The 14,162-nt window shown below is 60.1% G+C and carries 8 protein-coding genes; 2 read left to right on the top strand and 6 right to left on the bottom strand.

Annotation, left to right across the window (positions count from 1 at the left end):
* Positions 1 to 61: 61 nt before the first annotated feature.
* The 5 genes from JS530_RS02185 to JS530_RS02165 form a co-directional block, all read right to left on the bottom strand.
* Positions 62 to 220 carry a hypothetical protein gene (locus JS530_RS02185; protein ID WP_214375559.1) on the bottom strand — a complete coding sequence of 53 codons (159 nt, stop codon included), beginning with the start codon at positions 218 to 220 and terminating at the stop codon, positions 62 to 64.
* 286 nt (positions 221 to 506) lie between these two features.
* Complete coding sequence (locus JS530_RS02180) at positions 507 to 986, bottom strand: Dps family protein (RefSeq protein WP_214375558.1); 480 nt, start codon at positions 984 to 986, stop codon at positions 507 to 509.
* A gap of 219 nt (positions 987 to 1,205) precedes the next feature.
* Entirely contained in the window at positions 1,206 to 2,504 is a 1,299-nt protein-coding gene (locus JS530_RS02175; RefSeq protein ID WP_214375557.1) for a hemolysin family protein, read from the bottom strand.
* Positions 2,505 to 2,579: 75 nt separating this feature from the next.
* Positions 2,580 to 5,360, bottom strand: a complete 2,781-nt coding sequence (locus JS530_RS02170) for an FHA domain-containing protein (protein ID WP_214375556.1) — start codon at positions 5,358 to 5,360, stop codon at positions 2,580 to 2,582.
* Between the two features lie 125 nt (positions 5,361 to 5,485).
* Positions 5,486 to 6,124, bottom strand: coding sequence for a carbonic anhydrase (locus JS530_RS02165; RefSeq protein ID WP_214375642.1), 639 nt, complete (start codon positions 6,122 to 6,124; stop codon positions 5,486 to 5,488).
* A gap of 307 nt (positions 6,125 to 6,431) precedes the next feature.
* Between JS530_RS02165 and ahpC the strand changes: the two genes are divergently transcribed.
* Together ahpC and JS530_RS02155 are read left to right on the top strand one after the other, a co-directional pair.
* Positions 6,432 to 6,995 (top strand): alkyl hydroperoxide reductase subunit C, encoded by a 564-nt coding sequence (gene ahpC, locus JS530_RS02160; RefSeq protein ID WP_100493703.1) that lies wholly within the window; start codon positions 6,432 to 6,434, stop codon positions 6,993 to 6,995.
* A 150-nt stretch (positions 6,996 to 7,145) separates the two neighbouring features.
* The gene (locus JS530_RS02155) at positions 7,146 to 9,038 is read left to right on the top strand and encodes an FAD-dependent oxidoreductase (RefSeq protein WP_214375555.1); all 1,893 of its coding nucleotides are present in this window, start codon (positions 7,146 to 7,148) and stop codon (positions 9,036 to 9,038) included.
* Positions 9,039 to 9,148: 110 nt separating this feature from the next.
* On the opposite strand, the gene JS530_RS02150 is transcribed toward JS530_RS02155, so the two are convergent.
* Positions 9,149 to 13,849 (bottom strand): Ig-like domain-containing protein, encoded by a 4,701-nt coding sequence (locus JS530_RS02150; RefSeq protein WP_214375554.1) that lies wholly within the window; start codon positions 13,847 to 13,849, stop codon positions 9,149 to 9,151.
* Between the last annotated feature and the right edge of the window lie 313 nt (positions 13,850 to 14,162).

The raw sequence follows: 14,162 nt of genomic DNA, 5'->3' as shown, positions 1-14,162 counted from the left end.
AGCCACAATTTGATTATCAAACGCTTACGAGTGCATTGTGGCATATCTCATGCTGTTGTGCTCACAATTCTCCAACAATGATGGGTTCAGGTTTCGGCTGTGTGATGAACATCGTCATGTACCACGGCATATAGGTGATGCCAGGTTGTGTGCTGTCGTTGGAGACGTTTCCCTCGCACAGCACAATCGCCCGGTCGAGCTTCCATTCCTCGACATTCATGAGACTGTTCAGAGCGGTATGTAATGAGTTTCTGCGACGTTTTTACATATTGTCGATTATTGTTCTGCGACGTTTTATGGGTCCGTGCGGCTCTCTTGCAGAGTGTTACATCCGAGATTGCGCAACGACATGCGGTTGGAGAATGGGCGTACGCGAATCCTATACCATGCGGAGTGACGTCGGTCATGCCTTGTTACGCCAATACCTATATAGAAAAAGCGGCTCTATTCGCAATGAATGGAGCCGCTAATGCAGACTGTCTGAAGTCGTCTGAGACTTTGGAAGCTCACGCCAGATGAGAGCGCATGAACCAGTGGAATTTCTCGAGCTGCTGAACATGATCCTGAATGATATTGGAACTCACGAAGTCCAGCTCATCCAGTTCGGCCACAGCCTTGCGATCTTCAGCGATAAAGGCATCGTAGTATTCGATGAGCGCCTTGAGGTATTCCTCAGTGCCGGCGCGGCCCTCTACATCGAACGGCTTCCAGGTACGGTTGCGCACCACCGTATCCGGGCGACCATCCGGAGTGCCACCCAGCGTGGCGATACGCTCGGCGGTCTCATCGGCCTGAGCCAGCACGGATTCGACCTCGGGGTCGAGCATCTCATGCACGGCGATGAAGTTCGGGCCGGTCACATTCCAGTGCGCGTGCTTCAGCACCAGAGCAGCCTCCTGCTCCTGGCTCAAACGGTTCTGCAAGATCGCAATGGCCTTCTCGCTGGTCGCTTCATCGAGGCCTGGGACCACAAATGCAAGTGTCATGATGTTCTTTCCTTTCATGTTTGGGAACAGTCATTCCAGTCTATGCCGTTTGCCGCTGCCACAAGCCCGGCGCGAGCGTGGGAATAATCACGCTTCGGCAATTGGCGCGTGCTCTGGAGGCAATTAAGGACTCGCCTATGGCGAGACTCAGCATTGCCTTCGCTCGGGTTGTCGCCTCGCTCAGGCCTCGGCTACGGATAGTCCACTGGACTATCCGCTTTACGCCGCGGCCGCCTTGCGCACTTCGATGGTTTCGATGCGGCGGCCGTCGACCTTGGTCACCACCATGTCGTAGCCATCATCCGAATGAAGCACATCACCCACGGCACCCATCTTGCCGGTGTGGGCCAGGAAGTAGCCGGCCACCGTCTCGTACGGGCCATCCTCCAGTTCGATGCCGGTCAGATCGGCGAAGTCCTCAATGGTCATACTGGCCTCGATGGTAGCCACGCCGTTCACAAACACGGTACGAGGCTTCCGCTCGCCACCCTTTTCGCTCGGCAGATCGTATTCGTCGCGAATATCGCCCACAAGCTCCTCGGTCATATCCTCCAACGTCACGATGCCATCCGTGCCGCCGTACTCATCGATGACCACAGCCAGATGAATACCACGCTTACGCAGCAGCTCAAGGCTTGGCAGCAGCTTAGAAGTGCCGGGCAGGGAGATGCCTTCGCGCACCACATCGCGTACGGTTTTGGCGTTCGGGTCGCGCACATCCAGCAGATCGCGCACATGCACAAAGCCAATCACATCATCGAAATCCTTACCGGTCACCGGGTAGCGGGAGTACGGCTGATCGCGCACGAACGCGGCAGCCTCATCCAAAGGCTGATCGCCTTCGATGAACACCACGTCGGCGCGCGGGCGCATCACCTCGGCCACAATCGTTTCGGACGCGTCGAACACATCGTCCAAAATCGTGCGCTCATCTTTGGAAAGATTGGTATTGGAGCTCACCAGTACGCGCAGCTCATCGTCGGACACTTCGGATTCGGTCTGCTGAGGGTCGAAACCAAGCAGGCGCACAATACCGTTCGTGTTCTTGCCGATCAGCCAAATAATCGGACGGCAGATTGTGGCGAACACATCAATCGCGGGCACCACAGCTCGTGCGATCTGCTCAGTGCGCTGCATAGCAATACGCTTCGGCACCATTTCCGAAATCACAATCGAGCAGTAGGAGATAATCAGCGTGAGCACAATGTTCACCAAGCCGCCTGCGATGCCAACCGGCACACCCCAGCCCTCTACAACCGGAATCAGATACGGTGCAATCGAGGAAGCGCCGAACGAGGCGGACAGGAAGCCGGATAGCGTTACGCCAATCTGCACAGTGGACAGGAACGTGTTCGGATCGCGCGCGATTTTGGCGACTTTCGCGCCGCGCGCATCCTCCTGCTCCATCTGCTCAATCTGCGAACCGCGCAGTGAGACCAGTGCCAGCTCGGTACCGGAAAACACCGAGCCGATAACCAGGAAGACGAAAATCAGGAGGACGTTCAAACCAACAGACATGACTCCAACTTTAGGGGAGCGGGGAGTCAATTGCAGGTAGGCAAGCAGCAAGGCTGCAGCGCGAAGCCGACTGCACTACCGCCTCTTCAGCTTGGCTGCCGCGTTGCTCACGCAGATGCGCAGCACCACAGTGAACAGCACCACCATCACCAGCAGAATAATGATGTCGAACCAGAACTGATCGGTGGTGTGCTCCCACAAATCATCCTTCTTGAACGTCGGCACCTTGGTGGGGCCATACAGCAGATCATTGAGGTTGATGTCCGAGGCTGCGGCCGAGAAGCCCCAGCGGCCGGGGAAAATCATGCTGATTTGTTCGAGACCATCGCGGTCAGTTACCGGAATCATGCCGCCGGAGAACACCAGCTGCGCCATCACCAGCACCACCAGCAACGGCATGGTCTGCTCGCTGGACTTGACCAGCGCGGAACCCACTTCGCCGAGCATGGCCGAAGCCCATGCGGTGAGCCACACCACCAGCACCAGTTCCGGGATGCCGGAATCGGTGATCATGCCTTCATCCGGGTGTGGTTTGCCGATGCTGACCGCAGTAATCAGCAATGCTGCCTGCAGCAGCGTCTGCAAACCCATCACAATGAGTTTCGAGAATGTGTACGACGTGGGGGAGAGGCCCACGGCGCGTTCGCGGTCATAAATGGTTTTCTCGGAGACGATATCCCTTACCGACAACGCCGAACCCATGAAGCAGGCGCCCAGGATGATCAGCGACAGTAGCTGGCTGGGCTCTGTGGCGGAATCCTTGAAATCCGGTTCGCCCAAGCCGTGCGAGCCGGGCACCACCAGCGAGAGCAAGCCGAGGAACAGCGGCAGTAGTACTAGGAAAATCAGCAGTCCTGGGTCAGCGGCGATGAGATGCAGCTGACGAGCCACCAAGGTGATGGTTTGTTTGACGCGGAATGGTTTGGCAGGTTTTTCATGATTGGTGCGCGGCTGTATGGTTTGCGTGTATTCCACGGTGCGCTGCTTCGAATCAGCGATGGAATACACATGATCGGGATGCTCGGTGACCGTCTTGAAGATGTCCGCCCACTCCTGGCCGTTGAACGCCTGCTGCATTTCCGTGACGCTGCCGAAGAAGGCCGGTTTGCCGCCGGGAGCCAGCATGAGCACGTTGTCGCATAGTTTGTTGATGTAGGCCAGCGAATGCGTGACCACAATCACCACACGACCGGCATCCGCCAATTGGCGCAGCATGGTCATCACGGTGAGATCCAGTGCCGGGTCAAGGCCGGAGGTCGGTTCGTCAAGAATCAGCAGTTCCGGGCTGTTCAGCAATTCGATGGCGGTGGAGACGCGCTTGCGTTGGCCTCCGGAGAGTTGGTCGACACGATTCTTACGGCGTTCCTGGAGCTCCAATTCGTTCAGTACACGGTTGATGATTTCAGCGCGTTCGGTCTTGGTGGAGCCCGGCAAGCGCAGTTTGGCGGCATATTCGAGAGCATCATCCACGGTGAGCTTGCGATGCACCACATCATCCTGAGGCACGAATCCGATACGGCTGCGCAACAGTTCGATGTTCTGCTGCACGTCGTAGCCGTCGAACAGCACACGTCCTTCGGTGGGGGAGCTGAGGCCTGCCACAATGGAGGTGAACGTGGTTTTACCCGCGCCAGACGGGCCGATTACCGCGGTCAGCGAGCCCTTGGTGAATACGGCGTTGATGCCGTTGAGCAGGCGCGTGCCTTTGCCGACCGTGAGCCCGATGTTCTCGGCGATCACCGCATCTTCGCCGCTGAACGGTGAGCGGTCACACAGGATGCCGTCGTGCACAATAAGGTCGGTGTTGCCGACGGTAACGCGATCGCCTTCCTCAAGCCAGATTTTGGCCACGCGGCGACCGTTGACATAAGTGCCGTTGGCTGAGTCAAGATCGGTGAGCAGGATGCCGTTCGGTGTGGCGGCTAGCGAGCAATGCGTGCGGGAGACGAGTACATCGTTGACGCAAATCAGGCAGGATGGTGAACGTCCGAGCGTGCCCGACTGTTCTTTGGTGGGGTCAAAGTAACCGGTGATGCGGCGGGAGGTGAGCTGGGAATCCAGTTCCTCCAGCGGGATGCTGCCCGCCAGCACTGTGCCCGAGAGGTTCTGATCATTGGGCAGCGGCGCAGCTGGGGTCGGTGGTTGCGCTTGGGCATTGGGCTGAGTCGCGATGGGAGTATTGAGTGCGCGCGGCTTTGGCGGCTGTGCACGATGGGTGTGCTTTTCGGCCGCCGGGTGGGGCGTGGGAATCTTAGGTGCCGGCGCGGCGGCTTGCGGCACGCGCGGTTGCGATGTTGATGGTTGTGGCGCTGATGGTTGCGGCAGTCGTGGCGCCGGCGGTATCGGCAACGCGGATTGTTGCGGCTGCGGCTGCGATTGCGGCTGCGGCTGCGGCAGAACCGGTGCCGCAATCGATGTTGTTGTTGGTTGTACCGTCGATGTGATGGTCGGTGCTGTTGGTGACGTGTATGTTGTATGCCCGGTTTGTGCCGTGTGCGCAGTGTGCGCCGTTTGCGCAGTGTGCGCCGTTGATATTGACGGCGCTGGTGGCACTGCGGCAGCGGGAACATTCACCCTGCATCGAATCACCACACCGTTCGCCAAGGTCACAGCGGTTTCGGGGGCTGTCAATGGTACGAGGGTGAGGCGCTGACCTTTGACGGTCAGTCCATTGGCGCTGCCTAAATCCTGGAGCAGCCAACCATCCGGAGTCCAGCTGACGCGGGCATGGTGGCGCGACACATGCGCGTCGGGAATCACCACATCACAGTCAGGCGAACGCCCGATAACCGTGACGTGTTCCGGATTGACAGCGTACTGGGCTGACTTGTAATCGATGATAAGGGTCGGTGGCATTGGTTCCCGCCTTCTTCAGGCAATCTTCTCTCTCGATAACCTTTATCATCCCTCGCATTGCCGACGTGTAAAAAGGCCACAAATCAACGATTACAAGGCAAACAGGCAGTTAGAAATACAGAAGCTCAGAAACTCAGCACCTCGACGCGACCGGTGTCGAGCTGGTAGCGGGCGCCCACGATCATGAGCTGCTCGGATGCCAGTGCCTGCTGGATGACTTCGGAGCGGTCGACCAGTGTTTCGATGGTGTGCGCCACATGCACGCGCTCGATGTCGTCCAGACAATCCAGCTCGGACTCGCGCGCCTGCCATACGGAAATACCGGCTTGACGCAACACAATCGAATCCGATTGGGCGATACGCTCATCCAAATCATCCAGCAGGTTTTCCGCTTCGATGGAATCCTTGGATTCTTCGGCTTCGGCGGTCACCGTGCGCACGAGTTCGTTGAACTCGCGTTCGGCAACCTCCAGTGCACCGCAGCGCCCGTGCCCCAGTACGCACAACAGGCTCACATGCAGCTTCTTGACCGCGTATTCCAGTGAGGCGATCACTGCATCATCAATCATCTGGCCGGCGGTGCGCACGGTGAACAGGTCACCCAGGCCCTGGTCGAAGATGATTTCCGGTGGCACTCGCGAGTCGGAGCAGGAGAGCACGGCGGCATCCGGCTTCTGCCCGTCGGTGAGCATGTGGCGGGTTTCCTTATCCTGCCACGGGTGCTCGGCCTTGCCCTCGGCGAAACGCTTGTTACCTTGGAGCATGCGGCTCCATGTGGCGTTGGCGGTGGATTCGTGCAGCTCGCTGGGCAGGGGAGAGGCGAATTCTGCGGCCGGCTCCGGCGTCTGCTGCGTTGCCTCAACGTTTTGTTCGTTCTGTTCGAAGTTCTCTTCAAAGTCCGACTGTGTCATGAAACCTCCATAATCGGCTTGTTGCTAGTTCCTCATAGTAGCTGGGGAGGTAGTACCGATGCGGCTGTGATTATGCTCATACGCTGAATCGGCACGAGCTGTGGCCAATCACATTACGATAGAAAACGGTAATGCAACAGGATTCCTGAAAGGACCGATGATGACTCTGCTGCAGCATGAACTGACTGATTTCAAAGTGCAGGCTTTCCAGAACAACGAATTCCATGAGGTGACCAAGGAAGATGTGCTCGGCCACTGGTCCGTGTTCTTCTTCTACCCGGCTGACTTCACCTTCGTGTGCCCGACCGAGCTTGAGGACCTCGCCAACAAGTACGAGGAGTTCAAGAAGATCGGCTGCGAGATCTACTCCGTCTCCTGCGACACCCACTTCGTGCACAAGGCTTGGCATGACGCCAGCGAGAAGATCGCCAAGATCCAGTACCCGATGCTGGCCGATCCGACTGCCCTGCTGGCTCGCGACCTCGACACTTACAACGAGGCCGACGGCATGGCCGAGCGCGGTGACTTCATCATCAACCCTGAGGGCAAGGTCGTGGCCTACGAGGTCACCAGCTCCAACGTTGGCCGTAACGCCGACGAGCTGCTGCGCCGCGTGCAGGCTTCCCAGTTCGTGTACGAGCACGGCGATCAGGTCTGCCCGGCCAACTGGACCCCGGGCGAGGAGACCATCGAGCCTAGCCTCGACCTCGTCGGCCAGCTGTGATCGGCGCTGAATAGCTCAGTAAGCAGATTATTGACTCCCTCTGATGAAGGAGTTGTCAGCGCGGTTGACTGTTTCTCTTCCTCAGTCTCACTTCGTTCGACAGCTCCCTCGTCAGAGGGAGCCACTGTATACGCGCTAAGGAGTTTTTGCATGACTCAAACCAACAATCTTTATGACGTCGTGGTCATTGGTGGGGGACCTGCGGGGCTTACCGCGGGCCTGTACCTCGCCCGCGCTCGCTACCGTGTGCTGATTCTCGAGAAGGATGATTTCGGCGGGCAGATCACCATCACCAATGAAGTGGTGAACTATCCGGGCGTCGGCCGCACTACTGGCCGCGCACTGACCCAAACCATGCGCCAGCAAGCCAAGGATTTCGGCGCTGAGTTCCTCTCCGCCGAAGCCATCGGGCTTGATGTCGAAGGAGACATCAAAACCGTGCACACTTCGCGCGGCGACCTTAAGACCTTCGGCATTCTGATCGCCACCGGCGCCTCCCCGCGCAAGCTCGGTTTCGAGGGCGAGCGCGAATACGCCGGCCGCGGTGTGGCCTACTGCGCCACTTGTGATGGTGAGTTCTTCACCGGCAAGGAAGTGCTCGTGGTGGGCGGCGGTTTCGCGGCCGCCGAGGAATCCGTATTCCTCACCAAATATGCGTCCAAGGTCACCGTGCTTGTGCGCGAACCCGACTTCACTTGCGATGCTTCCGTGGCCGCCGAAGCCAAGAACAATCCGAAGATCGACGTGCGGTACAACGTCGAGCTCAAGGGTGTCACCGCAGGTCAGGGCGGGCTGCGCGAAGCCACGATTCTGAACCGTGAGACCGGTGAGACCGAAACCTGGAAGCCGGCCGATAACGGTACGTTCGGCGTCTTCGTATTCGCCGGCTACGTGCCCGCCACCGACTTGGTGCGTGGCGTGGTGGAACTCGATGATCACGGCTACGTGGTCACCCACGGCTATCTGGAGACTTCGGTGCCCGGCGTGTATGCGGCCGGCGATCTGCGCGTCAAGAACCTGCGCCAGGTGGTCACCGCTACTGCCGATGGCGCCATTGCAGCTGTGGAACTGGAGCGTTACGCCAAGCAGCTGAGCGAGAAAACGGGTCTCGTGCCGCCGCGACCGACCACGTCCGCCTATGAGCAGGCCGAAGCGACTGCGGCTGCCAAGACTGCCGCTGCTGGCACGACGCCTGCTCCCGCGCCTGCCAAGCGCAGCGCTGCTGCCGCTGCTGCCGCCGCGCAGACCGCCAAGAAGCCGGGAGAGCTGTTCTCCGCCGCCATCAAGCAGCAGCTTGGTGTGGTGTTCGGCCGCATGACCCGCCCGGTGACGCTGGTTCTGGAGCTCGATAACACTCCGTTGTCTACGGAATTGCAGGGATTCATTGGCGCGATGGTCGCCCTGTCCGGCGGCAAGTTGAACTCGGTGGCAGTCGGTGCCGATGGGTTGATTACCGCAATTGATGGTGAGTCCGCGCCAACCAGCCTGGTGGTAGGCGAGCCGCTGGAGGTGACGTTGCCGGCCGATGATGCTGCGCTGCCCACGTACGGCACACTTGATGACTCCGGCCGTGCTGAATTCGATGTTGCCGCCGCAATGCCGCTCGCCCGCCCGGCCGTACGCATCTGCACGGCTGATGATGACAAGCTCACCTTCACCGGACTCGCCTTCCACGGCGTGCCGTCCGGCCACGAGTTCAACTCGTTCGTGCTGGGTCTCTACAATGCTGCCGGCCCGGGTCAGCCGCTTGATGATGATCTGCGTGAACGTGCCGCAGCCATCAGCAGTCCGCTCGATGTGATGATTCTGGTGTCCCTGACCTGCACGATGTGCCCGGAAACCGTGCTTGCCTCGCAGCGCATCGCCTCGCTCAATCCGAACGTGCGCGCCGAAGCCTACGATGTCTCGCACTTCCCCGAACTCAAGGACCAGTACGGTGCGATGAGCGTGCCCTGCATCGTGATCAACAAGTCCGACGGCAGCCAGACCGTCGAATTCGGCAAGAAGAGCATTCCGCAAATGCTTGATTTGCTGGGTGCGTAGGCACATAGCTGGATAACTAACAGTAAAGGCCGCCCGGTCCTCATATGAGAGCCGGGCGGCCTTGACATTTACCAAGCTAGGATCGAGAAGTAATCTACACTAATGCGGCATCACCTCGCTTCCTCAGGCGTAGCTTCGCTGCGCGGGGCCGGAATGCGAGCATCACCGCGAACCTCGGTGATTGCCACGCACTTGCCTTCAGCGGACGTGAACGTGATCTTGATACGAGACGTGCGCACCATATCGAAGGAGTAGGTGGTTTCGTCACCGTTCGAGCTCATCGAGGAGCCGGGCTTATCGCCAACCGTGGCGTACACCCAGGCGGCGTCGTTGGTCTGCTCAACCGGGTTGGAGGATACCTTCAACCCCTGCACTGGCTGCCAGGAACCGTCGGCGGCCAAGTAGTCCACCTTCACGGATTCGGGCAGTGCGACATCCTCGCCATCCAGGCAGTAGTAGATGGTGAAGGAGTTGAGCATGAACGGCTCCTCTTCGCCATAGCCGAAGCGGTACTCCAGCCAAGCGGTGTTGGACGGGTCGCCGAACGTAGACCAACGGTTCTTCAGGTTGTAGCCGACGCGCGGCGTGTAGGACACAATGCCGTCCATCAGCAGCGAAGCATCCTCTTGAGCCTTCGGATCCGGGTTCGTGTAGGAAGCGCGCACCTGCGGATACACGTCGTTACGGTAGGAGAACAGGTCGCGGTTCTGCACGTAGTCATCGGTTACGCGCACATGAGCCACAGCCTTCTGCTCCAAGCCTTCCACATCGCCCAGTACGGTGAATTCACCGGCGTGGCTATACAGCGCAGCCTCAGGCTTGCCCCATGTCACCGCGCGCTGTTCCTTGGCGCCATCGGACCAGTGGACGGTCACTTCGGGAGCGGTTTCACCCACGAGTGGCTCGATGCCGGTAATGGTGTCCAGTGCCACGGACTGCACCTCAAGCACTTCAACAACCTGCACCTTGACGCTCACATCCAGATCGAAGCGCGTCACCTTGCCGGCAACGCTCACTTCGCCAGCGTGATCGTAGGCGGCAGCCGGCACGGCTTCCCACGCGACCGGCAGCGGTGCGGCAACACCGTGATCGAAGTTGACGGTGACGGTAGCCGGCAATGCAGGCACCGTGCCTGCCATCGTGCGCACGGCAGGAACCTGAACATCGGTCGGCTGCTTCGGCTGGGCACCTTCGGTAACGGTGACGATGACCGGCGTGCTGGTCTTGGCCACTCCACCGTACGTGACGGTGGCGGTCACATTCGCAGTACCGGACAGGCGGCCGGTGATGATGCCGTTGCCGTCCACGCCGGCCACGGATTCGTCGCTGGAAGCAAACGTGATTGCGGCTTCACTGCCTTCGCCCAGCGAGATGGCGGCACCGGTCTCATCGGTGGCAGACACCGCAAGATCAGAGGTTTCATCCTCGGCCAACGTGAAGGTCGGCGGCACCAAGGTGACCTCGGCAACCGGAGCCGGCGGCACATCCAAGTCAAGCGCATACGCGGCATGCTGTTCGCCATCCTCGGAAGTGACGCGAATCACGTAAGAGCCGTACGGGTAGTTGAGCGGCGGCACCACGTATGCCACAGCATTGTCGGCGGCCTCAACACTGATGGTCGGAGCGCCGGCAGTGTAGGCGCGGTGCAGCACAGCGCGATGCTGATCATCGAACTCGACCGGCTCGCCATCCACCAGAACCTGAGTCAAATCAGTGGTGTCGTGGGCAGTGGCTTCGCCGTCGGCCAGGCGCACGCTTACGGTGGTCGGCAGCTCGTAGCCTTCGACAGTACCGTTCAGCACCACAGTGCCGGCATTGCTCCAGTCGGCCTCGGCGGCATCCCAAGCCACCGGAGCATCAACGGCACTGCCATCATCAAAGATGACCAATGCCTTGGCGGGCAGGGTTGGCGCAGCGCCAGCCGGGGCTGCCAAGGAAGCCGGGCGTGCGGCGACCGGGTGAGTCACGGTCACCGTTGCGCTGACCGGCAGTCCTGCGGCTTCGCCATCGATGGTGAACGACTGTGCGCCGGACTTGGCTTCTGCGGCAGCCACGGAATCCAGCAGTGTGGCCAGCTGCCACGTGACCGGAACATCTTCGGTAACATTGCCGGCCTTGAGCACAGTGACGGTTTGCGGCAGCACCGGGGTCTCACCGGCGCGAACGCGCACGGCCACGTTACGGGCTTCGAGGGCGTCGGCGTCGTTGGCCAGCGTATCAGTAATGAACACGTTCACAGTGTCAGCCTTCAATCCCTTGGCGGTGGCGGTTACGCGAATCGGCTTACCGGAGCCGTCGGAAGCCACGATGGCGAGCACCTTGCCGGAGTAGGCGGAATGCACGGGGGATTGCAGCGGCTCGGTGTTGGCCTGGTAGCCGTTGTCGGTGCCGAGCAGGGTGCCGTTCTCCACATGGAAGGTGATCTCGTTGTTGGCGCGCGGCACAATCACACCGGCGTCATCGATCACATCGGCTTCGATGAAGCTCAGGTCATGGCCGTCGCCGTCAATGACGTGGCGGTCGGGAATGAGCTTGATGCCGGCCGGGGCACCGGCGGTGGTGATGGAGTCGCGGGCCACCACATGGCCGGCCTTGTCGTAGGCCACAACCTCCACCGTGCCCGGCTCGAACGGCACCTCCCACTGCAGGGTGAGCTGCTTGGGCTCGTTGCCGTCCTTCTGGTAGCGGTACTCGAACGGCTTGTCCGCGTACTTGTTGCTCAGGTGGAAGGTGGCCTGGTGCGATTCGAATTCGCGCTTGCCCAGGGACTTGCCGTTGAGGAACAGTTCGGCGGAAGCGGCATTGGTGTAGGCCCACACGGCCACGGATTCACCCTGCTCCCAGTTCCAATGCGGCAGCAGGTGCACGACCGGAGCGTCATCCGGATCAGTCCACAATGCCTTGTACAGCCACCACGGATTCTTCGGGAAGCCGGCCGTATCGACCATGCCGTAGTAGGAGCGCAACGGAGCCAGCACCGTGCCGTCGGATTCCGGCATATCAGGCTTGTTCCAGTAGAAGTTCGAGATGTACGGAGCGGGCTCGCCGATGTAGTCGAAGCCGGTCCATGCGAACTCGCCAACGTTGAACTCAAGGTTCACCAGACGGTCGAACGCGATATCCAGCGGGTAGCCACGGTTGGTGGTCACGTTGTAGTCGGAAATCTCGTAGGTGTCTTCCTTCCACGGCCGGCGTCCCTTGGCAAACGGGTAATCGCGGCCACGCAGCTGCCATTCGTCGGTAAGGATCGTCGGGTGCACATAGAAGCCGCGGCATGGCGTGCAGTTGCCGGATTCGGAATTCAGAATCACATCGTTCGGGTGCTTCTCATGCACCTGCTCCATCTGATCGCGGTTGATGTAGGAGTAGCCGCGCACGTCCATCTGCTCGTGGATCTTGTTGCCGATGCCGTCGATGCCCTTGGACAGGTACGAGGCGTCGTTCACGGAGTTCGGGCGGGTCGGGTCCAGCAGATGGCACCGGCGGGTCAGGTCGGCGGCGATCGGAATCTCATGTTCCTGCCAAGCCACCTCGTTGCCCATGCCCCACATGAACACGGCCGGCTCGTTGCGGTCGCGCAGAATCATCGCGGCCAAGTCTTCCGGATAATCCTGGGCGAAGTAGTTGGAGTAGTCGTTGCGGTTCTTTGGAGCGGTCCACATGTCGGTGAGCTCTTCGAGCAGCAGGAAGCCCATGCGGCTGCACTCCTCGGCCCACACCTTGGAGCACGGGTTGTGCGAGGTGCGGATGGCGTTCACGCCGGCATCCTGTAGGATTTCGAGCTGGCGGACCACGGCGCGGCGGTAGGTGGCGGCGCCCAGGGAACCGAGGTCGTGGTGCATGCACATGCCGAGGGCGCGCATGTTCACACCGTTAAGAAACAGGCCGCGCTTCGGATCAAGGGTGATCCAGCGCAGGCCGAACTTGGTATCGGTGGTGTCCACGGCGTTGCCGTCGGCGTCGAGCACGGTGGTGCGCAGCGTGTACTGGTACGGGTCGGCGGTGCTCCACAGGTGAGGATCGGTGACCGAGAGCGTGGTGGAGAAGCGGTTCGGTGCTTCGGCGGCATCGTAGGCGGCGGCTGCCTTGGTGGTGTCAGGGGTGTTGGCCGGGATGGTGACTGCGGCATCGTCGGTGGCGACCACAGTGCCGTTGGCGTCGAGGATTTCGTGACGCAGGGTGACTGCGGCATCGGCTGCGGTGCTGTTGGCCACGATGGTGGAGACGGCAACGGTGGCATGGTTGTTCTTGACGTCGTCCTCAAGGGTCGGCGTGGTGATCTGGGTGCCGAAGCGGGCCACGTGCACCGGGTCGGTGACGGTCAGGGTCACGTCGCGGTAGAGGCCGGCGCCGGCGTACCAGCGGGAGCTTGGCTCCTCGTTATTGGTGCGTACGGTGAGCACGTTGACCTCGCCGGGCTTGATCTTGCCGGTCAGGTCAACGGCGAAGTTCGTATAGCCGTAGTGATGCTCGGCGACCTTTTCGCCATTCAGCCAGATTTCGGCGCGATCCATGGCGCCGTCGAAGTCCAGGGTCACGTACTTGCCGGCAAGCTCGGCAGGTGCGGTGAAGGTCTTGCGGTACCAGCCTTCACCCACCTTGAGGTAGCCGACGGTGGCGCGTGCGTTGCGGGAGAACTTGCCTTCCACGCCGTAATCATGGGGCAGATTGACGTGGCGCCAGGCCGAATCGTTGAATTCGGGGTGTTCGGCGCCATTCGGCGTGCCGCGGAAGAACCGCCAGCCCGAGTTGAAGTTGTTGGAGCGTCCGGTGAGTGCTTCTTCGGCTGCCGGGCGGTTGGTTGTTGTCATCGTAAGACCTCCATGCCTTGGATGATGTGGTGAGTGGTTTTCTCGGCTCCTACGTCGGGGCTGATCAATCGAAACGTGTGGCTCTGGCTTCTCCAGTGATGGTGTTCAGTGAGGGAGCCAGACGGGTTCGTCTTTGACGAAACACATCATAACATCTCAACGATAAGATTGAGAACAAATCACGGTTTTTGTAGGGTTCAAAACGCCGTATATGGCGCATAAATCTTAACGATGATAGAGTTTGAGGCAGCACAAGTGAGCGGCGTGTCGCGATGACGCGGATACGCCGGCCAGCAGCCGTATATATCGTTGA

The organism is Bifidobacterium colobi, assembly GCF_018555455.1.
In the GTDB taxonomy this organism is placed as follows: Bacteria; Actinomycetota; Actinomycetes; order Actinomycetales; family Bifidobacteriaceae; genus Bifidobacterium; species Bifidobacterium colobi.
Note: the sequence above shows the minus strand (reverse complement) of the source record. Positions and strands in the feature narration are given on the sequence as shown.